This is a genomic window from Caulobacter sp. DWR3-1-2, assembly GCF_049896225.1.
GTDB lineage: Bacteria > Pseudomonadota > Alphaproteobacteria > Caulobacterales > Caulobacteraceae > Caulobacter.
Genome location: NZ_JAFCTW010000006.1, coordinates 40,211 through 61,395 on the forward strand (window position 1 = coordinate 40,211; position 21,185 = coordinate 61,395).

Below are 21,185 nucleotides of genomic sequence, written 5' to 3' on the forward strand. Positions count from 1 at the left end.
AGGGCCGGAAGCGATGCGCGTACTTTTCGTCGAGGACGATGCGATGAATCGCCGGGTCGTTCGCGACATGCTGGGCGTCGCCGGGCTCGATATGTCAGAGGCGCCTGAGGCCGAGACTGGCCTTAAGATGATCGGCGAAAACGACTACGACCTCATTCTGATGGACCTGCGCATGCCCGGGATGGATGGCCTCTCCGCCATTCGGAATATCCGCGCTCGCGGCGACCTGAAAGGAACACTTCCGATCATTGTCATCACGGCCGACATGGCGGTCAACATCCGCGAGAATTGCCTCGCGGCGGGCGCCAACGATGTGATCCTCAAGCCCGTCGCAATGGACCTTCTGTTTGATGCGATCGGACGGATGATCGCCGCTAACCCGCAGGATGACGTCCTCAGCTAACACCGAGTGCTCTGACATCTATCTTGTCCGGTTGGCCAAGATTATCGCGCGGACTTTCGTGTTTCCAGTGGGCCAGCGGCAACTGGCAACTGGCAACCACTGCGACTTCCGGACTTCTTGTGCACAAGCGCCACCTTGGCAGGTTCTGATTGCCTGACGGCGGTGGCGCGACCCATTGAAAAAGAGCGGGCCGGGATTGTCTGGACAGGGATCGGCGTCGGTTAAGTGGAATCGCTGCCGGTTGTGATTGGCCGGGGTTGGGCCCGGGGTTGGGCCTGGTGGTGGTGGAAATAGGCCTGGTCGGGAGTGCGGGCGCCCAGGCTCGAATGCGGGCGCTTGCGGTTGTAGAAGTCCAGATAGCGGCCGATGCAGGCGCGGGCTTCGGCGACGCTGTCATAGGCCCTCGGATAGACCTCCTCGTACTTGACCGACCGCCAGAGGCGCTCGACAAAGACGTTGTCGCGCCAGGCGCCCCTGCCGTCCATGCTGATCCGAATGCCGTTGGCGGCCAGCAGGCCGGTGAAGGCTGAACTGGTGAACTGGCTGCTCTGATCGGTGTTGAAGATCTCGGGCTTGCCATGCCGGGCCATGGCCTCCAGGGCGGCCTCCAGGGCGGGCTCCTCGACGGCCTCCGGGCAAAAATCCACCTCCATGCTGATCGACACCCGCCGATCACTGCGGCCCGGTAGGCGAAGCTGCGCTTCATCGGGATGTAGCTGATGTCCATCGCCCACGCCTGGTTGGGCCGATCGACCGTCAGGCCGCGCAGCAGATAGGGGTGGATCTTGTGCCCCGGCGCGAGTTTGGACGTGTTGGGCCGGCGGTAGATGGCCTCGACGCCCATCCGACGCATCAGGGTGATTACCCGGGCGCGGCCGATCTGGACACCCTCGCCGTGCAGCAGATCACGCAACATCCGGCTGCCCGCGAACGGGTAGTCCAGGTGCAACTCGTCGAGTCCGCCGCATGACCGCCAGGTCCGCCGCCGACACCGGACGGGGTTGGTAGTAGACGCGCCGCGCCCGGATTTGGCCACAGGCCTCGTCGGGGGTGGCCCCGGCAAGGGCCGAGTGGGGCCGGTTGGTGTTGTAGTAGCCGATCCACTTGGTCAGGCCGGCCCGCGTCTCCGATCCGGTCTCGAAGGCGTGGATGTAGACGCACTCATATTTGAGGCTGCGCCAGAGCCGCTCGATGAAGACATTGTCCATCCAGCGGCCGCGGCCGTCCATGGAGACCCGCACGCCGGCGTGCTTCAGCACGTCGACGAAGCGGGGCGAGGTAAACGGGCTGCCCTGGTCGGTGTGGAAGATCTCTGGCGGCCCAGGTACAGGAAGCCCCGCCGCATCGGGATATACGTAGTGTCGGCGCACCAGACCTGATTGGGCCGGTTGATCACCAGCCCGCGCAGCAGGTACTTGCAGGCCCGGTGCTCCGTGTGCGGGATCGTCGTACGCGGCTTCTGATAGATCGGCGCCAGGCCCATCCTGGCCATCAGCCTGCGCAACCCGCATCCGGCCGACCCTGTAGCCTTGGCGGCGGAGATGGCGGGCCATCTGGCGCGAGCCGTACCAGGGCGTCTCCAGGAACGCCTCGTCGATCAGCCGCATCAGCGCCAGGTTCAGCGGGGTCTCGCCCGCCGGCCGGTAGTAGAAGGCCGAGCGGCTGATCGACACCAGGGCGCACTGGCGCTGGATCGAGATCTTCGGGTCGTTGGGGTCGATCATCGATCGCCTCCGGTCCAGGCTCAACGACCGAAGGCCTTGGCTAAAAAATCCCGCTCCACCACCAGCTGGCCGATCTTGGCGTGCAGCTTGTCGATCTCGCCCTCCCGGGCCCCCTCGGTCGCCTCGGCCTTGCCGGAGAACACCCCGGAAAGCCCCTCGATGGCCTGTTTGCGTCACGCCGCGATCATCGTCTGATGGACACCGTGCTTCGCCGCCAACTGCGACAGGGTCAGCTCCCCCTTCAACGCCTCCAGCGCGACCTCTGCCTTCAAATCAGCCGCGTACCGCTTCCGCTTCCCAGTCATAAAGCCCGTCCTTCATCGAGGCCGAACCTACCTTGGCCAACTGTCCGAATTTCCGGCGCCACCTCACAATAGGGCGGGCCGAAAAGCTGCTTGCGAGACGAAAAAGCTAACGCTGCCCCAGGTCCTAGCCCCTTAGCTGTAGGGCAACGGCGATATCGAGCGGCTCAATCCGCGCGGCGGCGGCGCTAAGCACGGCGAACAATTCGGCCACGTCGATGGGCTTTTTCAGAACGCCATCGACGCCGGCAGCGTGATAGCGGTGGATATCGGCCTCAAAGACGTTTGCGGTCAGCATGAAGATCGGCATCACACCGGCGTGGCTGTTCAACGCCCGTATGGCGCGGACGGCGGTGACGCCGTCCATGCGTGGCATGTTGGCATCCATCAGGATCATGTCGAAGACGCCAGCCCGCATGGCCTCGACAGCCTCCTTACCGTCTTCGACCAATCTCAACTCCACGCCTAGGGGGTCGAGCAACACCCGCAGAACGTGCCGATTGGCGGCGTTGTCTTCAGCCGCCAGGATGCGCAGCGGCCGGTGGGACTGCGTAGCCGGGGGTTCTTCCGGGATAGGCCCGGACAACTTGTTGCCAACGTCGGCAGGGAATTCAAACCAGAAGCGGCTACCGCCAGCATTGGTCGGGTCATGGCCGATGGTCCCGTTAAGGCTGGCGATGTTGCCGGCGCAGATGGCCAAGCCCAGACCCGTGCCCCCGGCCTGGCGGCCCGCATCCGTCTGCTCGAACGCCTGGAAGATTCTGGCGCGGTCGGCGGGGGCGATGCCCGGTCCTTGATCGATTACCTCGACAGAGACCAGATACCGCCCTTCCTTTCGCTGTGCGCGCACCGCCAGGACAACCTGACTGTCGGGCGGCGAGAACTTGAGGGCGTTGGACAACAGGTTGATCATCGTCTGCTCGACCTTGCCCTTATCGGAGACGATGCAGCAATCGTCGGGCAGCGCGCCGAGTTCGGTGACCAGCTCGACGCCTAGTTCCTGGGCTCGTGGCCTCCAGACCCGCTCGGTCGCCTCGATCGTGCGGCGCAAATCGAAGGCTTCGACCTGAGCAGACATCTTGCCCGCCTCGATCTGGGCTAGGTCCAGCACCGCGTTGAGCAGCCGCAGCAGCAGTCCGCCGGACTCCAGCACGCCGTAGACCAGGGTCTGCTGGTGGGGATTGAGCGGCGTGCGCGCCAAGGCTTCGGTCAAGCCGAGAACGGCATTCAAGGGCGTGCGGACCTCGTGACTGGTCACCGCGAGAAAGACGGACTTGGCGCGGTTAGCCGCCTCGGCGACGACGCGCTGGGCCTGCGCCGCCTTGACAGAGCGCACCAGCTTGCTGTTGCGGGCCTTGGAATCCGCCTCGGCGCGGCTGCGTTCGATCACCCGGCCGAGTTGGGCGCCGATCTGAGTCATGATCCGAAGCATGGATTCGTCAGGCTCTTCGGCCTTGTAGGAGAAGAACTCCAAAACGACGGCGACCTCCTCTCCGACTAGGACCGGGAAGCCGAAGGCTGCACGTAATCCGCAGCGCTTGGCGGCTTCGGCCCGCAGGAAGTTCGCTTCGACGGTTACGTCGGTGACCCAAATGGCCGCCTTGTCCGCCATGACCCGGCCGGGCAGTCCCACGCCAGCGGGAAAGGTGCTTCTTTCCGAGATCTCGTAGAATTCGGCGATGTCGGCCCCGTCAAGCGCCCACCAGAGCTTCTCCGACGCCATCACGGCGTCGCGTCCCCGCCGCCGGACATAGACATGGCCGACTGGCCAACCGGTGAAGCGACAGACCTGTTCGAGGGTGGTCTTCAGAGCTGCGGTGGGACCCTGGGAGAGATTGCAGGCTACCGCGATGGTTTCCAGCAGCCGCAGCCGCTCAGCATGGACGAAGAGCTCGCGCGTGCTAGTCTCGGCGATTGCTTCAGCGGCGAAGCGGGTGGCGCGTTCTCGCTGCAGGCGCCGCTCCAAGCGGTTAAGATGGTAGCTATCGTCTTCCAAGGTCGGGCCTCAGGCGACCGCCAGCTGCGGCCATCGGATATGGAAGACACAGGCCGCATCGCCCTTGTCGATGCACCGGGCGTGCTGGAAGTCGATGTTCTCGCCGTAGTAAGCGCTGGCCCCTTCAGCGAGGCCTTGCGCCAAGACGCAGAGCCGGCGGGTCGATCGGTAGTCCATGCTGAGGCTGCCGTCCGGCCCTTCGCGGAACTGGAAGTAAGGGCATTCGGCGCCAGCGTAGAGCTTGCGGACCTCGACGTGGATAACGTCGTTGACACTGAGGATGAAGGAGCGGGCCGAGGTGTGCCCCTCGAAAAAGCCTGGATAATGTTGGGCCAGGAGCGGCATAGCCTGCTGACCGAACCAGCGCAGCACCGCCGCTGGCGGCAGCCCGAGCTTGTCAGATGCGGCGCCGACCAGGGCGGTCATCTCATCGTCGGAATAGCTGCCAACTGAGGTATAGACGCCATCGACGCCAGCGGCGTCGATAAGGTCGTCCCAAACGTCTTCGCTGTAGTGCTGGGTGACCACCTCCTGCAAGAGGTTGAAGATAATTCCCTTCATAGTCGCCCCCAAGTGCAGCCCTTTTGAGACCTTAGTGACGAGCGGATAAAAACCGCTTAACAGCGGTCAATTATCTCGAGCAACACCGACCAGGGCAGCCAGTTCACCAGCGCGGCCTTCACCGGCCTGCTGGCCGACAACGGCATCGCGATCAGTATGGGCGGCAAGGGCGCCTGGCGCGACAACGTCTTCGTCGAACGGCTGTGGCGGTCGGTCAAGTACGAGGAGGTCTATCCGAGGGCCTATGACAGCGTCGCCGAAGCCCGCGCCTGCATCGGCCGCTATCTGGACTTCTACAACCGCAAGCGCCCGCATTCGAGCCTGGGCGCCCGCACCCCGGACCAGGCCTGTTTCGACCACCGGCTCCAAGCCCTCGCGGCATAAAACTTTCGCCGCCGGAGTTGGTGCGTCACTCCCGACCAATCACAACCGGCAGCGATTCCACTTAGCCAGCGGCAATCCCTGTCCAGACAATCCCGACCACCGCTGTCGAACCTACCCTAGCCAACTGTCCGAATTTCCAGCGCCACCTCAGACTTCATCGAGCCGTTATTGGTGAGCTGCGGAACTTTGGTGGCAGAACGCCATTGTTCGTCCTATGGCAATAGTTTGTGCCGCGAGAAACCCTCCAATAAATGGAAGGTTTGAAAATCCGATCGCTGCTTGATGCTACGCAAATTGAAACTTGCGGCAACCTTGTTCTCCTGGCGCCATCAAACTTCTCGGAGCGGCGTTATGACACCGAGGTCCTCAAGCGAGCCTTCAAACTCGCGCGATCCGCACTGATCTCCGGCCTCCCCTACCGCTGCAATCGAGACGTCCCGACTCAACTCGAATTGGACCGAACAAATGAAGACGACAGCCAAATGCCTTTCCTTGCTTGCCGCGCTCGCGGGGAGCACGGCATGGGCCGCAGAGCCGGATGCGCACGCCGCTCACCACCCCGCGCCCGCCGCTGCGTCGATGCCGGCGGCAAAGGCCGGCGCCAAGCCCGGGGCGTCCATGATGGGCGGGGGCATGATGGACATGGCCGACATGCATGGCCTTGGGATGAGTGCGGCCCGGCTGGGCGCCTTGAAGGGAGAACTCGCCCTGACACCCGCACAGCTACCTCTGTGGGACGCCTTCGCCGACGCAGCCCGGGCGATGAGCGAAAGCATGACGATGCATCCCGGGATGGAAATGCCCAAGGACAAGCCGATGATGCCTGCGGCGGCGATGCCGCAGGGCGCCGCCATGCCAAAATCCGGCATGGGCATGATGGGCGCGCACGGGTCGCTCCCTGATCGGCTGGATCGCCACGAGGCGATGATGACGGACCGATTGGAGGCCCTCAGGAAGGTCAAGGCGGCGTTGTTCCCCCTGTACGCCGCGCTCAGCCCCGCCCAACGGACAAAGCTTGACGCGACGCCACCTCATCCGCACGCACATTAGGTCGAGGCGACGGGGCGTGGGTCAAGGACGTGCGGCTGCGCCACATGTTCAGATGAACGCCCCGTCCACTCGTACGGGTACTGAGCTCGCTGGGGGGCAGGCCCTGCGAGTGACTGCGCAAGGTTACAAGCGTAAGCGAAGCCATCGCCCTGCACGTGCCCGGCCACACCCCAGCCTGCATGGCCTATGTGATCGGCCCGCCGTCTTTGTCGGCGACACCCTGTTCATGCCCGACTACGGCAACGGCCCATTGCGACTTCCCAGGCGGCGACGCGGCGACCCTCTACCGGTCGATCCAGCGGCTACTGACCCTGCCCGACGCTACCCGGGTTTTCCAGTGCCACGACTACAAGGCGTCCGAACGGATCGATTTGGCTTGGGAAACGACCATCTGCGCGCAGCGGCGGGACAACGTCCATGTGCACGCAGGGGTCACCGAGGCCGCCTTCGTGGCGCTCCGCGAAGCCCGGGACAAGACGCTCGGCATGCCACGCCTGATCCTGCCTTCGGTGCAGATCAACATGCGCGGCGGACATTTGCCGGAGCCGGAAGACAACGGCGTTCGCTATTTGAAAATTCGCCTCAACGCCGTTTGATGAGGCCAATGATCAAAGCCCTCACCCTCGCCGCTTCGCTCGCTTTCCTGGCTTCGGCCGCCTTGGCCGAGCCAACCCGTGCGATGGTCCGAGCCCAGGCCCACGACGCCAAGTTCATCGGGGACCATATGGGCGGGGTGCAGGTCACGCTCGTCGACGCGAGGACGGGGGTGGTCCTTGCCAAGGGCCTGACCAAGGGCGGCGCCGGCGATACGCCGCTGATCATGAAAACGCCACGGACGCGCGGAATGAGTATCGCCGGCCCGTCGTCGGCCGGCTTCGAGGCGGTCCTGGATCTGAAACAGCCGACCCTCGGGCGCGTTGAGGCGGTCGGACCCGTCGGCAAGCCCGCCGCAGCTATCAAGGTATCATCGACCCAGTAAATCTTGCCGGGTCGCGATATCATCGGCGATGGATGGGTACTGGATTTCCCCGGCCTGGTGATTGACCCGATGGCGCCGGTCACGCCCGGTGGCGCTCTGCAGATCAGCGCCAAGGTCAGTTTGATGTGCGGTTGCCCCATTGAGCCGGGCGGCATTTGGAACGCCGACACCTACAAGGTCGAGGCGCAACTGATGCAGGGCGATCGGCAGGTAGCCAAGGCGGCGCTAGCCTATGCGGGCCAGCCCAGCCAGTTTACCGGCGCCGTCGCGAAGCAGGCTTCTGGGCGCTATCGGCTTCGCTTGGTCGCCTTCGATACCACATCGTCAAATGCGGGCGTGGTCGAGATTCCCCTCCACCTGCGTTGACCGCCGCCGCCCCACGAAAATTGTGGCTCCGAGACGCCGAGGGCAACCTAATAGAGGTCTACGCGCGTTAAACCGCTGGCGAGCTCGCGCAAAAGCCGGCGAGCGCAAACCTTTCTCGTCCCCGTGCCGGTGAAAAATGCTGGAATATCGCGTCAATGCCGTCCGTCAGGACTCTCACGGGAGCCTGGCCACCTGCAAACAAGCTGAGGTCGCCCTCGACACTGACGTCAACGGCCGACCCGACGCCTTCAACCCAGCAGAACTGTTTCTAGCGTCCATAGCCGCCTGCATGATCAAAGGCATCGAGCGGGTCACACCGATGCTTAACTTCGAGCTTCGCGGAGTAGAAGTGCGCCTGCACAGCGTTCGCCAGGACGCCCCGCCGATGCTCATCGCCGTGGACTACGAGCTGATCATCGACACCCATGAGGACGATCAACGCCTCGAGCTTTTGCACAAGAACGTGCGCAAGTACGGGACAATCTCCAACACTGTCGCGGCGGCCCTGCCGTTGACAGGCACGATCCGCCGCATAGGCTAGACTGTCAAACGGCGCAATCGGGACCCCCCATCGGCGCGCAATCGGGACCCCCTATTCGGCTTCCGAGCGGCGATGCGCGTAGCTCTCAGCCAGCGCAGAGCATCGCCGCGGGGTGAGCCACTGATTGATCAGCTGCCCGGGAGGGGGTCTGGGGGGAGGTTGAACAAGTTGTGGATGAAGCGGGGCGTGCCGGTTAGGCGCGGTTTCTGAGTCGCCAGCTGTCGTTGCCGGTCTCGACGATGTCGCAGTGGTGGGTCAGGCGGTCGAGCAGCGCCGTGGTCATCTTGGCGTCGCCGAAGACGGCGGGCCACGCTCCGAAGGTCAGGTTGGTGGTGATGATCACCGAGGTGCGCTCGTAGAGCTTGCTGACCAGATGGAACAGGCGCTGCCCGCCGGACTGGGCGAACGGCAGGTAGCCCAGCTCATCGAGGACCACGAGGTCCAGGCGCGAGAGCTGGGCCGCCAGGGCGCCGGCCTTGCCGCGCCGGGCTTCGGCAGCTTGGCGGCGGTCAGGCGATAGCGGATGGAGGCGGCCTGGCGATGGTTGGTCTCGGCCTTGAGCAGGTCAGCCAGGATCTCCATGGCCGTGCGGTTACGCTGAAGGCCTGTGGTGACGGTCTCATCGAAGGCCCCGGCCATGCCCTTCAGGCCCAATTGGGCGAAGGCTTGGATCATCTCATGCCGCTGCACGGGGACCTCGCAGCAGGTCGTAGCGGGCGCAGTCGGCGATGGGCGGATGGCGCAGGACCAGGGCCTGAGAGGTGGTGATCGCCTCGGGCCTGGGTGGCTCGCGCCGTCGGGCCAGGATGTTGAGGATGACCCCGTCGCTGGCGGCGCCGGCGTCCAGGGCCTCGCGGACGGCGTCATCGACCACATCCAGGCCATCGATCAGCACCGCCGCCACGCCCCAGCTTCTTGCTGAGCCGCGTCAGGGCTGGAACGGCGCGCCGTTGCGCAGAGCGCCCGGCTTGCGGGCCAGGACCGGCAGGTAGCGCCAGGGATCATAGATCGTCCGGCCCCGGCCGAAGGACCGGGCATGCTCAGCAACCACTTCGCCGGCGCAGCGGACGACGATCTTGTCGGCATAGGCGCGCACCTGCACCTTGCGCTTGGCGGCCCTGGCCATCACCGAGTAGCGGTTGCGATCGAAGGTGATCAGGCAGGTTCCGGTCACCGCGTGCTCGACCTCGTGGAAGCCGTCGGGGTGCAGGCGCGCCCAGCGGCGGCACTCGGCTTCAAGCCAGCCGTTCAGCTCTTCCAGGGTGGCGAACCGCAGGCGCGGCTTGAAGGACCGCTCCCGCCGGGACCGCGCCTCGTTCTCGGTCAGAAGCTGCTCAAGCCGTTCGCGCACCGGGCCGATCTTCGGAAACGGCTGCGTCACGCGCCGATAGCTGAACGCGCCTTCCTCCGCCAGGATCGCCTTGCGCACAACCTTGCGACAGAGCCTCAGATCCCGACAAATCGCCTTGATCGACTTGCCCGCCGCAGACTCACCGCGAATCCGCACCACTGTCTCCACGACCAACATCCCGATCTCGACCGCCCGGTTGAACCAAGCCGCCGTGCCTAAGCCATCGGAATGAGGGGTCCCTTTTAGGCGCCTATCACCCCGCTAAGGGGGTCCTTCTTCCACGCCGCTGCACGCGAATCTCGACGCGGCCTTGAAGCGCAACTGAAAGACTATCCAGCCGCTCGGTTCCGCGATGTCAGCGCGCACTATGGCGTTCTTGAAAAGACCACGCCATTTGTCGGCTTCTGCGGTTGGATCAATGCAAAAGACGGTCGCGGCGCATATTTAGGATGGCAATTCTTCATCTTGGTTGGCCAAGGGATCGATCTCTATAAACCTGAGCGTTACGACATAGACGCGATGCGCGCGAGTGGGTGTATTGGGCCATCGATGTCACCGGACGTGGTGTCAGACACCGCTGACTGGTCGGACCAGATCGCTTATCACGACCCAAAACAAGGTCGGGACCAGCGCCCTGCCCAGCGTGCGGTCGGGGGCGAGCATTCCATGCCACGCCCGGCACAAACGGGCCTGCCCGGCCATTGCTCACGCCCAGACCGGAACACGCGACCGCTCTCCATCATGCTTGGTGGCGGGAAAGCAACCGCAGGCTAAAGCTTCAGAGTCTGACTCATAATGTTTCTGATTATGATCAGAGTGTTGCGAGCCTTCGGGTCATGAGTTGGACCGAGGCCATGAAGAGCCATGCGGTTGAGCTTGCGAGAGTGGCCTCGAAATCCTTGGCCAGGCGTCGGTTTCGGCCGAGCCAGGCGAAGGTGCGCTCCACCAACCAGCGGCGGGCAGCAGCACGAAGGTGCGTTTGGCGGTGTTGGATCGCTTGATGATCTCGATCTCCCAGTCGCCGCGTCCGACCATGGCGTGTCGCAGCTTGTCGCCAGCCTAGCCGCCGTCGGCGAAGACGTGGCGCAGCCAGGGGAAGCTGGCGCGGATCGAGGTCAGGACGTCAGGCGCGCCGTCACGGTCCCGGATATCGGCTGTGTGGACCAGGGCCGTGACGAGCAAGCCGCCGGTGTCGGTGAGGATGTGACGCTTGCGGCCCTTGATCTTCTTGCCCGCGTCCCCCCGGTCCAGCCTCCGGCTGGCCGAGGACAGGCTCCCCCAACAGGCCCGCCGCTTTCGGTGGTCTTGACGCTCTGGCTGTCGATCACCCCGGCGCTGGGCGAGGCCTGGCGTCCCACCGTCTCCCGGCAATCCATCAGCAACAGATGATTGAGGGTCCGCCAGAGCCCCTTGTCGCGCCGAGCGTAGAAATAGCGCTGAACCGTCGTCACCGGCGGGAAGTCCCCCTGCAGCATCCGCCACGGCAGACCGCTGCGCAAAACATAGAGCAGCGCGTTGGTGATCGTCCGCAACGACCACTTCGCCGGACGACCCAGGCGAGACCGCGCCGCGATCAGCGGCTCCAGAACCGCCCATTCCTGGTCCGTTAGATCGCTTGAATACCGCAGGCCCTTTCAAGCACGCTTGCCCCAGGTGATCTCAGTCCACATTTCGTTTTCCGTTGATGGCTCGCATCTCCAACAGAATCACAAGGGCCTGAAATCACCCAACTTCATTTCGGGTCAGCCTCTGAGAGAATCGAGGTTTGCTGACCCTGAGCCTCGAAGGTTTGCAAAGCCGAGCGGGCTTGCCCTCAACGGCATTTCGCTCAATGACCAAACGGGCCGCTTGGGCGCCAGACGACACGGAACACATGTCAGTCGCAGTCGGGCGCCGCGAAAGCCGGCGTTAAACGATCATCTCGTAGGCCGGCAGGGTGAGGAATTCATCGAGAGCTTCGGTCAGCACCATCCGTGAGAAAAGTTGCGCAGCGTCCTCCAGCCTGTCGCTGGGAAAATGCTGACGAAGTTCCGTCAGCTCTTGGGTGAAGAAGCTGACGAACAACTCCGAGCTTAGGTCTCGGCCGTCGTCCAGCGCCGCGTTAAATCGCAGCCATTGCCATAGCTGGGTGCGGCAGATTTCGGCGGTCGCGGCGTCTTCCATCAGGTTGTAGAGCGGCACCGCGCCCCGGCCCTCGATCCAGGCCTGAGTGTAGCGCACGCCAACGCGGATGTTTTCGCGCACGCCTGCTTCGGTGCGGACGCCGTCATGCAACTTCAGCATTTGCTGCCGCGTGATCGTGAGGTCGGCGAGGCGCTTGTCCAGCTGGTTGGGCGTCGGCATTAGGCGGTCAAAGACCTCCATGGCCACGGGCACCAGGTCGGGGTGGGCGACCCAGGTGCCGTCGTGACCGGCCCCGGCCTCGCGTTCCTTGTCAGCCCGCACCTTGGCGAAGGCGGCTTGGTTGGCGGTCTCGTCGCCCTTGATCGGGATCTGGGCCGCCATGCCGCCCATGGCGAAGGCCGCCCGGCGGTGGCAGGTCTGGATCAGCTTCAGCGAATAGGCGCCCAGGAAGGCCTGGCCCATCACCATGGCCGAGCGGTCCGGCGTGAGGAATTCAGCGCGTCCGCCCAGGCGCTTGATGAACGAGAAGATGTAGTCCCAGCGACCACAGTTGAGGCCGGCCATGTGGTCGCGCAGCTCGAAGATGATCTCGTCCATCTCGAAGGCGGCAGGGATGGTCTCGATCAGCACCGTGGCCTTGATCGTGCCGTCGGGGACGCCCAGCGCGGCCTGGGCGTGGACGAACACCTCGTTCCAGAGGCGCGCCTCCAGGTGGCTCTCTAGCTTGGGCAGGTAGAAGTAAGGACCCGAGCCTTGCGCCAGGGTGGCCTTGGCGTTGTGGAAAAAGTACAGGCCGAAGTCGAACAAGGCCCCGCTGACGGGCAGGCCATCCACTTCCATGTGCTGTTCAGGCAGGTGCCAGCCGCGTGGGCGGATTTTCAGGACGGCCAGGTTCTCTCCCAGCGCGTAGCTCTTGCCGGACTTGGGATCGACGTGGGCCAGCTGGCCCGCCCAGCGATCCTTCAGGTTGACCTGGCCTTCGATCAGGTTGGACCAGGTCGGAGAGGTGGCGTCCTCGAAGTCGGCCATGAACACCTTCGCCCCGCAGTTGAGGGCGTTGATGATCATCTTGCGATCGACGGGGCCGGTGATTTCGACGCGGCGATCCTGTAGGTCGACTGGGATCGGCGCGACAGTCCAGTCGCTCTCGCGGATGTCGACGGTATCGGGCAGGAAGTCTGGCAGCTCCCCAGCGTCGAAACGAGCCTGGCGTACGCTTCGGGCCACCAGGAGTTCGCGGCGACGCGCGTCGAACCGGCGGTGCAGATCGGCCACGAAGGCCAAAGCTTCGGGCGTCAGGATCTCTACCGCGCGGCCCTCGACAGGACCGTTGATCTGGATATTGGCGGCGATGTCGAGGGGCATGGGAAATCCTGCAGGCTCTGTGGAGGCCTCCCGGGCGTAAAGCCCGGGAGCAAGCATATCGACGAGGTGGTGTTGTAGATCAGTCGCTCTTGGCGGCGCCATTGGGTCGAACGGTCGGGACGATCTGGTCGCCCCAATTGCCCGCCCCGTCGTGGTGACGCGAGGTGCGCACCAGCTCGACGGAATAGCCGGCCGCGATGGCCCGTTGCACTGCCTCGTTCAGGCGGTGGGCGGCCTCGGCCACCCGATCGATCGCGCGTTGTTCGGCGGAGGCGTTCGGCATGGCGGCGGGAGCAAATTGCGTGGCGGTCATGATGGAATCCTTTGATCGGGTGGGGAAAGAAAGGCCGTTCGCCGACTATTCGGCGGCGAACTGGTTCATGGTGTTGGCGTGGCCGCCGGCCTTCAGGGCGCGCTCACCGGCGACCATCTCCTTGAAGGTGTCACCCAGATCCGAGCCGACCTCGTGCTGGTGCTTCACGGCCGAGACGCCGCGACGGATTTCCTCGCGCTGGACGGTGTTGACGTAGGCCTTCATCCGGTCGGGACCGAAATAGCCGCGCGACAACTCGTCCATGCTCTTGGCCGTCAGGTGGAAGGTGGGCAGGGTGATCAGGTTGTGGAACACCCCGGCGCGAGCCGCGATGTCGGCCTGGAAGGCGGCGAGACGGGCGTCGGTTTCCTGGCCCAGGTCGCTGGCGTCGAACTCGGCCGACATCAGGGTGTTACCCTCGGGATAGGAGTCCTTGTGGATCTTTCCCTCGGCGATCCATTGATCACGAACCTGGCGGCGCAGGTTCAGGGTCCAGTTGAACGACGGCGAGTTGTTGTAGGTCAGCTTGGCGTTCGGGACGACCTTGCGGATCTCGCTGACCATCGAGGCGATCTCGTCGACATTGGGGGTGTCGGTCTCGATCCACAGCAGGTCGGCGCCGCCCTGAGTCAAGGATGCGATGCAGTCCTCGATGACGCGGGCCCGGCCGGTGCCTTCCTGGAAGGCGAACAGACCGTTGGGCATGCGCACCGGCTTTTCGAACCGACCGTCGAGATAGATCGCCAATTCGCCCGGCAGGATCGGGCTATCGACGGTGATCGCCTCGGTCTTCAGCCACTTGATGTAGTCAGAGGCCAGGTCGCCCGGCGCCTGGCTGACCGGGATCTTCTGGGTCAGGCCGGCGCCCAGGCTGTCGGTGCGGGCGACGATGACGCCCTCGTCGACGCCCAGTTCCTCGAAGGCCAGGCGACAAGCGCGCAGCTTCTCGATGAAGTCCTCACGCGGCACCGTGACCTTGCCGTCCTGGTGGCCGCACTGCTTGGCGTCGGAGACCTGGTTCTCGATCTGCAGGCAGCAGGCGCCGGCCTTGATCATTTCCTTGGCCAAAATGTAGGTGGCGTTCTCGTTACCGAAGCCCGCGTCGATGTCGGCGATGATCGGCACGACGTGAGTCTCGAAGGTGTCGATGGCGGCGATTGCGGTTTTCTCGGCGACCTGGTCGCCGACGTCGCGGGCGGTCTTCAGGGCCTTGAACAGGTCGTTGATCGCGACCTCATCGGCCTGGCGCAGCGAGACGTAGATCTCCTCGATCAGATCAACGACCGAGGTCTTGTCGTGCATCGACTGATCGGGCAGGTGGCCGAAGCGGTTGCGCAGGCCGGCGACCATCCAACCCGAGAGATAGACGTAGGCGCCCTTGGTCGTGCCGCGCAGGCGCTTGACCGACTTGATCATCTGCTGGGCGTGGAAGCCCGACCAGCAGCCCAGCGATTGGGTGAACTGGGCGCTGTCGGCGTCGTAGGCGGCCATGTCGGCACGCATGACGCCGGCCATTTCGCGGGCGATGTCCAGGTGGGTCGAGAAAGTGTTCTGCAGCTTCAGCTGGATAATGTCGTCCACGGCGATGCCGGCCGGCGCGAGGCCGTCGGGATAGCGGCCCAGCAGCTCCTGGCGGTGTTGGGCGTAGGTCTTGCGCAGCGTCGTCATCGGTCGTTTGTCCCACATCAGGCGCCGATCCGGCTTGGCCGCAGGAGGTGCGGGAGGGCGGGTCGACAAGGAAGCGTTCGTGACCGTGAGCTAACGCCGCCCGGCGAAAGCCGTCGAACCTAATGAAGGCGATTTGTCACATCAAGACTTTGTAAATCTGTCAATCTATGACAACTTGACCATATGTCGACGAATGACAAGAAGCTCTTCCTGGGCGGCCGGCTGAAGCGGCTGCGGCGCGATCTCGGCGTGACCCAGAGCCGGATGGCGGAGGACCTCGGCGTCTCGCCCAGTTATTTCAACCTGCTGGAGCGCAACCAGCGTCCGGTCACCGCCCAGATCCTGCTGCGCCTGGCCGACGCCTACGACCTGGACCTGCGCAGCCTGTCGGCCGACGATCCGGGCGGCGGGGCCAGTTTGGAGGAGGTGCTGGCCGACAAGATGTTCGCCGACCTGGGCGTCAATCGCCACGAGTCGGCCGAGGTCGCCGAGCTGTCGCCGGCCTTCGCCGAGGCCATGACCCGGCTCTACCGCGCCTATTTGGATCGGGGTCGCCTGATAGACCTTGGCGCCTTCGAGCGTCCGGACGGCACGGCGGCGGCCTCGACAACCTCGCCCACGGACTGGGTCCGCGACCTGGTCAGCGCTCAGCGCAACCATTTTGCCGAGCTGGAGACCGTGGCCGAGCGGATCGTCGCGGCCATGAAGGCCGACCCGCAGGACCTGGGTCCCGCCGTCCGCGCCCGGCTGCTGGAACAGTTCGGCGTCCAGACCCGGGTGATGCCGGTCGAGACCATGGCCGGCTCGCTGCGACGCTACGACCATCACCGCAAGCGGCTGATGGTGTCGGAGACCCTGGCCCCGGCCAGCCGCATCTTCGCGGTTTGCTACCAGCTGGGTCTGATGGAGGCCGGCGAAACGCTGACGACCTTGACCGACCGCTTCCAGGCCCCCGACCGTGCCACGCGCCAACTGCTGAAGGTGTTCCTCGACAACTACCTGGCCGCCGCGATCATGACCTCTTACGAGCCTTTCCTGGCGGCCATGGAGGCTAGCGGCTATGACATCGAACGGGTCCGCTCACGGTTCGGGATCAGTTACGAGCAGGCGGCCCAGCGGCTGACGACGCTCAGCCGCCCCGGCTCACGCGGCGTGCCGTTCTTCATGATGCGGCTGGACGCGGCGGGTAACATCTCCAAGCGGTTCGCGGCCGGGCCGTTTCCGTTCTCGCGGTTCGGCGGAGCCTGCCCGCGCTGGAACGTCCACGACAGCTTCAAGACTCCGGGCCGCATCATCACCCAGGTGATCGAGACCCCCGACCGCGAGCGCTATTTCACCCTGTCGCGCACGGTGCGGCGAGTGTCGGGCCTGCAGGCGGGGCTGGAGGACGAGCTGGTCATTGGCCTGGGTTGCGAGCTGAAATACGCCGGCAAGCTGGTCTATGCCCGGGGGCTGGACATTACCGCGCCCCTGGCTGTCGAGATCGGCCCATCCTGCCGGATCTGCGAGCGCCCGGCCTGCCCGCAGCGGGCGGCGGCGCCGATCAATCGCACGCTGTTGGTCGAGGAAAACAGCAAGGCTGTCTCGCCATTCCCATTTGCAGCGTTTTAGCGGCTGACTGGGTCAGGTCTCTGTCGGGCGCAGGGCGATTTGCCTCGATTTTTGCTCCGCTCAAGCACCGCTGCAACGTACCGGTTCTGCTGCTATCGCGGGCCAAGTTACGCCGCCGGGATGACAGTCTGCTTCACGCCTCCAATCCTTGCGGCTTCAATCGCGGCGAGGCGCTGGGCCTCGCCGCATTGCGTCGTCAATATTTAGAGTTCAGCTCGATCCCGACAGTGCGTCCCTTGTTCAGGGGCGCAAACCCGCCGCCGCCGTAGGAGGCGGGAAGCGGGAAGCGGGAAGCGGGAAGCGGCGAGTTTTGGTCGTAGAAGAGCCATGCGGTTGAGCTTTCGAGAGTGGCCTCGAAGTCCTTGGCCAGGCGTCGGTTTCGGCCGAGCCAGGCGAAGGTGCGCTCCACGACCCAGCGGCGGGGCAGCAGCACGAAGGTGCGTTTGGCGGTGTCGGATCGCTTGATGATCTCGATCTCCCAGTCGCCGCGTCCGACCATGGCGTGTCGCAGCTTGTCGCCAGCCTAGCCGCCGTCGGCGAAGACGTGGCGCAGCCAGGGGAAGCTGGCGCGGATCGAGGTCAGGACGTCAGGCGCGCCGTCACGGTCCCGGATATCGGCTGTGTGGACCAGGGCCGTGACGAGCAAGCCGCCGGTGTCGGTGAGGATGTGACGCTTGCGGCCCTTGATCTTCTTGCCCGCGTCCCCCCGGTCCAGCCTCCGGCTGGCCGAGGACAGGCTCCCCCAACAGGCCCGCCGCTTTCGGTGGTCTTGACGCTCTGGCTGTCGACCACCCCGGCGCTGGGCGAGGCCTGGCGTCCCACCGTCTCGCGGCAATCCATCAGCAACAGATGATTGAGGGTCTGCCAGAGCCCCTTGTCGCGCCAGGCGTAGAAATAGCGCTGAACCGTCGTCACCGGCGGGAAGTCCCCCGGCAGCATCCGCCACGGCAGACCGCCGCGCAAAACATAGAGCAGCGCGTTGGTGATCGTCCGCAACAACCATTTCGCCGGACGACCCAGGCGAGACCGCGCCGGGATCAGCGGCTCCAGAACCGCCCATTCCTGGTCCGTTAGATCGCTTGAATACCGCAGGCCCTTTCAAGCGCGCTTGCTCCGGGTGGTTTCGGTCCACATGTCGTTTTCCGTTGATGGCTCGCATCTCCAACAGAATCACAAGGGCCTGAAATCAAACAACTTCATTTCGGGTCAGCCTCTTAGTGGAGCTGCTACGTCGCATCGTCGACCAAATTGAGGGTTCGGACGTGTTGACCGACGAGGAGCGCGAAGAGGCATTGGACGGGTTGGGAGACTGGCTATAGGCGGCTGCCTCGTCTGCCTGCCTCATTCATCGTTGCGTCGCGACATCGGATCATCAACTCCCCGATCATTCGTGGCTCCGGCCGCCGCTCCAACACCAGCCATGCGATGAAGCGCGAAGATGAGCTTCCGCGTCGCCGCCGGGTGCGGTGAAGGCGGAGCCTTTTTCAGCAACTCTCGCGCGATCTCAGGATGAACCATCGCGGTGGTCACAAACTCATCCACCCGGGCGATGCCGGCAAAGAGGCTCATGCTGGACCGATCGACCTAGGATGCTGCGCGGCGTCTCGCGCACGGCGCGCAGCGCCCGATGCATGGCGATTATGGGAGCTTCGCCCTTACCACGCGCGCACGTACTCGTCCGGAAACCCCGAAATTCGTCTAAAAAACTCGCGGATCAACAGGCAGGCTCGTCCAGCCAAGGCCTCGCGCTCGCGCGTTCGCGTACTGCTGCCAAAAATCGGAGCGGCCGCTCCGTCAACGAGTCGCGGCCGGGGTGGCGGGTCGCGGCCTCTCGGATCGGGCTAGAGCATTTCCCGACCTGACTGCGTCAGGCCGTGAGCTCTAATCGTTTGTTTTGACGCATTTTTCTTCACGCGAACCGGAACCACTTCGCTCGAAAAATGCTCTAGAAGATCCACCCACCTTGCGAAACAAGGTCAGTGGCATGCACGCCATACAGAGTGATGCTGTCGCCGTTGTTCAGGGTTATGGCGGTGTCGGCGCCGACCTGGGCGATGCTCCAGCCGATTGAGGCCGTCACATAGGCCTGCAGATTGATGGCGTCTTCGGCGCCCCCCGCCACGAAATCCAGGATGCGATCGGCGCCGTCCCCGGGTGCGAACACGAACTGGTCGTGATCGGCGCCGCCGATCAGGACATCGTCGCCCTTTCCGCCGTACAGCACGTCGAACCCGGCGCCGCCGTCCATCCAGTCATTGCCGGCGCCGCCCTGCAGGCCATCGGCCCCCGTGTTGCCGGCCAGGGTGTCGTCACCGGTCTCGCCATCAAGCCAGTCGTCGCCGGCTCCGCCGTCCACCGCGTCGTTGCCGCCTCCTGCATAGATGAAGTCCCGGCCTCCCAGACCGCCCAGATAGTTGGCGCTGGCATTGCCGTACAGCTTCTCGTCATAGTCCGACCCGAAGCCATTCGACGCCGCGCCGGCCAGGCGCAGAATCTCAACATTGCCGTGCAGTTGGAAGTCGATTGTCGAGATCACCGTGTCGGTTCCCGCGTTGACCTCCTCGATCGCCTGGTCGGAGACGTTGTCGACCAAGTAGATATCATCGTCCAGACCGCCATACATGTTGTCGGCGCCAGATGCGCCGTCCAGCCAATCCTTGCCCGCCCCGCCGGCCAAGCCGTCGTCGCCGGTTCCCCCGTAGACGACATCGTCTCCGTCGCCGCCGTTGAGCCAGTCGTTACCGCTCCCGCCGTCGAGAGAATCCGCGCCAGCGTCGCCGAACAGGTCGTCGTCACCGGCCAGGCCGCCCAGGTAGTTGGCCCGCTCGTTGCCCACCAGCTTGTCGCTCTGATCGTCGCGGCCAAACAGATTGACGTCGAACCCGGCGTCCGCTTTGGCGATCTCGACATTGACGTGCAGCTGGTAATTGAACCTGACCAAGGCCGTGTCGACGCCCTGGCTCTTCAGTTCCACGATCGCATCCTGCGCGCTGTCCAGCACATAGACGTCGTCGTTGCCCCCCCCGACAAGAACGTCCAAGCCAGCGCCGCCATCAAGCCAGTCCGAGCCGCCACCGCCTTCCAGGCGGTCATCGCCCGCGCCGCCAAAGACGATATCGACAGCCTGGTTGCCGACGTACTGGTCAGCGAACGCGCTCAGAGTAAACCGTTCCACCAGGAAGAAGGTGTCGCCCTGCGCGTCTCCAGTGTGCTGATTGGTCGTAAAGTCGAGCGTCACCGCCGCCGACGCCGCAGCGTAGCTGGCCGTGTCCTCGCCCGCGCCGCCATCCAGATAGTCGGCGCCCGCGCCGCCTTCCAGAAAGTCATTCCCATCGCCGCCGTCGATGATGTCCGCACCAGCCCCGCCATAGAGCTGGTCGTCGCCGAGTTCGCCTGAGAGCTTATCGTTTCCGCCTCCGCCCAAGATCTTGTTGGCAAGGCCGTTTCCGGTAACGATGTCGTCGGCCTCGCCGCCTATGGCGTTTTCGATCTTTGCATCATGGGCGATCGTGAAACCGCCATAGATTCCCGACCCGCTGGACAGCAAGCCGCCGCCGCCCACCTCGTTAAGCAGGCTCGCCTCGCGAAGGTCGATCGTGCAGGCGATGCTCGCGCCTTCGGCGGACAGCGTATCGACGCCCCCGGCGTCCCACAGACAGGAATAGGATGTGCCGGCCTGGTTGAGTAGGGGGATGCGATAGACGTCGTCACCGGCGTGGGCGGACGTCTTGGCGCCATACAGCGCCTGGATCGCTGCGATGTCGAAAGCGCCCGGCGTGGACATCCAGCCGTAAGCGTAGGACGGCGAATATCCCTTGGTCAGGTAGCCGTCATTGTAGCTCATCACGGTGAAAATGCTTTGGTTCAAACCAAAGCTGCCGAGCGAGCTCTCGGACGTGACCCCTGGAAAACTGGCGCCGTCGTGAGGGTGGTCGAGGCCCAGGGCGTGGCCGATCTCATGCACGAAGGTGGTGAAGCTGTAGCCGCCTAGCGCATTGTTTTCGCGCGTGAACACCGCGCTCTGGTTGTTGAACCCGCCCTCGAGTTGCATCGCGAACGTGGCGTTTCTGTAAGGCAGCTGGTGATGACCGAGTTCAGTGCTTTCACTGCCCAAAAAGTCGATTTTCTCGACCCAATTTGCGCCGGTTCCACCCGACCCGTTATAGTAAAACGGATAGGCGGCGATGGAGATGTTGCTTACCGCCGTCCAAGTTCTGACAGCATTGATAAAAGCAGTGGCCGCGCCGTTTGCTGACCAGAGCGTACCGCCGTAACCATCATAACCACTTGAGCCGGCTTTCCCTTGTAGGACGTAGGTTATAGAGCCGGAAATATTCCCAAGATCATAAACGGTGGGCCCGAGCAGCGCGTTGAGGAACGGGTTGCCGAGATCCGGAGCGCCGGTGGTTATGTAAATCGACGACATGATACTGCCTTGACTGGACAG

Annotated in this window: 13 protein-coding genes and 8 pseudogenes; 8 read left to right on the forward strand and 13 right to left on the reverse strand. The window is 64.2% G+C overall.

Annotated features, from left to right (window positions below):
• The first annotated feature begins 13 nt into the window (after positions 1-13).
• On the forward strand, positions 14-403 hold the full coding sequence (locus ACP696_RS10560; RefSeq protein ID WP_426009979.1) for a response regulator: 390 nt from the start codon (positions 14-16) through the stop codon (positions 401-403).
• Positions 404-627: 224 nt separating this feature from the next.
• On the opposite strand, the pseudogene ACP696_RS10565 reads toward ACP696_RS10560, so the two are convergent.
• From ACP696_RS10565 to ACP696_RS10580, 4 genes and pseudogenes are all read right to left on the reverse strand, one after another.
• Positions 628-1,416: pseudogene (locus ACP696_RS10565) on the reverse strand (IS3 family transposase); the annotation flags it as partial.
• Between the two features lie 24 nt (positions 1,417-1,440).
• A pseudogene (locus tag ACP696_RS10570) lies at positions 1,441-2,432 on the reverse strand (IS3 family transposase); the annotation flags it as partial.
• 124 nt (positions 2,433-2,556) lie between these two features.
• Positions 2,557-4,425: a response regulator gene (locus ACP696_RS10575; RefSeq protein WP_426009978.1), complete on the reverse strand. Its 1,869-nt coding sequence runs from the start codon at positions 4,423-4,425 to the stop codon at positions 2,557-2,559.
• Positions 4,426-4,434: 9 nt separating this feature from the next.
• Complete coding sequence (locus ACP696_RS10580) at positions 4,435-4,986, reverse strand: heme NO-binding domain-containing protein (RefSeq protein WP_426009977.1); 552 nt, start codon at positions 4,984-4,986, stop codon at positions 4,435-4,437.
• Positions 4,987-5,067: 81 nt separating this feature from the next.
• Here ACP696_RS10580 and ACP696_RS10585 point away from each other — a divergent pair.
• From ACP696_RS10585 to ACP696_RS10610, 6 genes and pseudogenes are all read left to right on the forward strand, one after another.
• A pseudogene (locus tag ACP696_RS10585) lies at positions 5,068-5,370 on the forward strand (transposase); the annotation flags it as partial.
• Between the two features lie 465 nt (positions 5,371-5,835).
• Entirely contained in the window at positions 5,836-6,420 is a 585-nt protein-coding gene (locus ACP696_RS10590; RefSeq protein WP_426009976.1) for a Spy/CpxP family protein refolding chaperone, read from the forward strand.
• A 137-nt stretch (positions 6,421-6,557) separates the two neighbouring features.
• Positions 6,558-7,016, forward strand: a pseudogene (locus ACP696_RS10595) (MBL fold metallo-hydrolase); the annotation flags it as partial.
• Between the two features lie 8 nt (positions 7,017-7,024).
• Positions 7,025-7,399 (forward strand): hypothetical protein, encoded by a 375-nt coding sequence (locus ACP696_RS10600; protein WP_426009975.1) that lies wholly within the window; start codon positions 7,025-7,027, stop codon positions 7,397-7,399.
• A 3-nt stretch (positions 7,400-7,402) separates the two neighbouring features.
• On the forward strand, positions 7,403-7,765 hold the full coding sequence (locus tag ACP696_RS10605; RefSeq protein WP_426009974.1) for a hypothetical protein: 363 nt from the start codon (positions 7,403-7,405) through the stop codon (positions 7,763-7,765).
• Positions 7,766-7,901: 136 nt separating this feature from the next.
• Positions 7,902-8,306, forward strand: a complete 405-nt coding sequence (locus ACP696_RS10610) for an OsmC family protein (RefSeq protein WP_426009973.1) — start codon at positions 7,902-7,904, stop codon at positions 8,304-8,306.
• Between the two features lie 193 nt (positions 8,307-8,499).
• Here ACP696_RS10610 and ACP696_RS10615 read toward each other — a convergent pair.
• From ACP696_RS10615 to ACP696_RS10640, 6 genes and pseudogenes are all read right to left on the reverse strand, one after another.
• Positions 8,500-8,996, reverse strand: a pseudogene (locus tag ACP696_RS10615) (ATP-binding protein).
• A pseudogene (locus ACP696_RS10620) lies at positions 8,983-9,627 on the reverse strand (Mu transposase domain-containing protein); the annotation flags it as partial. The pseudogenes ACP696_RS10620 and ACP696_RS10615, both read right to left, overlap by 14 nt.
• A gap of 841 nt (positions 9,628-10,468) precedes the next feature.
• Positions 10,469-11,285 (reverse strand): annotated as a pseudogene (locus tag ACP696_RS10625) (IS5 family transposase).
• Positions 11,286-11,565: 280 nt separating this feature from the next.
• On the reverse strand, positions 11,566-13,146 hold the full coding sequence (gene aceB / locus ACP696_RS10630) for a malate synthase A (protein ID WP_426009972.1): 1,581 nt from the start codon (positions 13,144-13,146) through the stop codon (positions 11,566-11,568).
• Between the two features lie 79 nt (positions 13,147-13,225).
• A complete protein-coding gene (locus tag ACP696_RS10635; protein WP_426009970.1) occupies positions 13,226-13,459 on the reverse strand; it encodes a hypothetical protein in 234 nt (77 codons plus the stop codon).
• Between the two features lie 45 nt (positions 13,460-13,504).
• On the reverse strand, positions 13,505-15,127 hold the full coding sequence (locus tag ACP696_RS10640) for an isocitrate lyase (RefSeq protein ID WP_426009968.1): 1,623 nt from the start codon (positions 15,125-15,127) through the stop codon (positions 13,505-13,507).
• 183 nt (positions 15,128-15,310) lie between these two features.
• On the opposite strand from ACP696_RS10640, the gene ACP696_RS10645 reads away from it, so the two are divergent.
• Complete coding sequence (locus tag ACP696_RS10645) at positions 15,311-16,738, forward strand: helix-turn-helix domain-containing protein (protein WP_426009966.1); 1,428 nt, start codon at positions 15,311-15,313, stop codon at positions 16,736-16,738.
• 322 nt (positions 16,739-17,060) lie between these two features.
• Here ACP696_RS10645 and ACP696_RS10650 read toward each other — a convergent pair.
• The 3 genes and pseudogenes from ACP696_RS10650 to ACP696_RS10660 form a co-directional block, all read right to left on the reverse strand.
• Positions 17,061-17,830, reverse strand: a pseudogene (locus ACP696_RS10650) (IS5 family transposase); the annotation flags it as partial.
• A gap of 249 nt (positions 17,831-18,079) precedes the next feature.
• Complete coding sequence (locus ACP696_RS10655; protein ID WP_426009964.1) at positions 18,080-18,307, reverse strand: hypothetical protein; 228 nt, start codon at positions 18,305-18,307, stop codon at positions 18,080-18,082.
• 376 nt (positions 18,308-18,683) lie between these two features.
• On the reverse strand, positions 18,684-21,164 hold the full coding sequence (locus ACP696_RS10660; RefSeq protein ID WP_426009962.1) for a M10 family metallopeptidase C-terminal domain-containing protein: 2,481 nt from the start codon (positions 21,162-21,164) through the stop codon (positions 18,684-18,686).
• Positions 21,165-21,185: the final 21 nt, after the last annotated feature.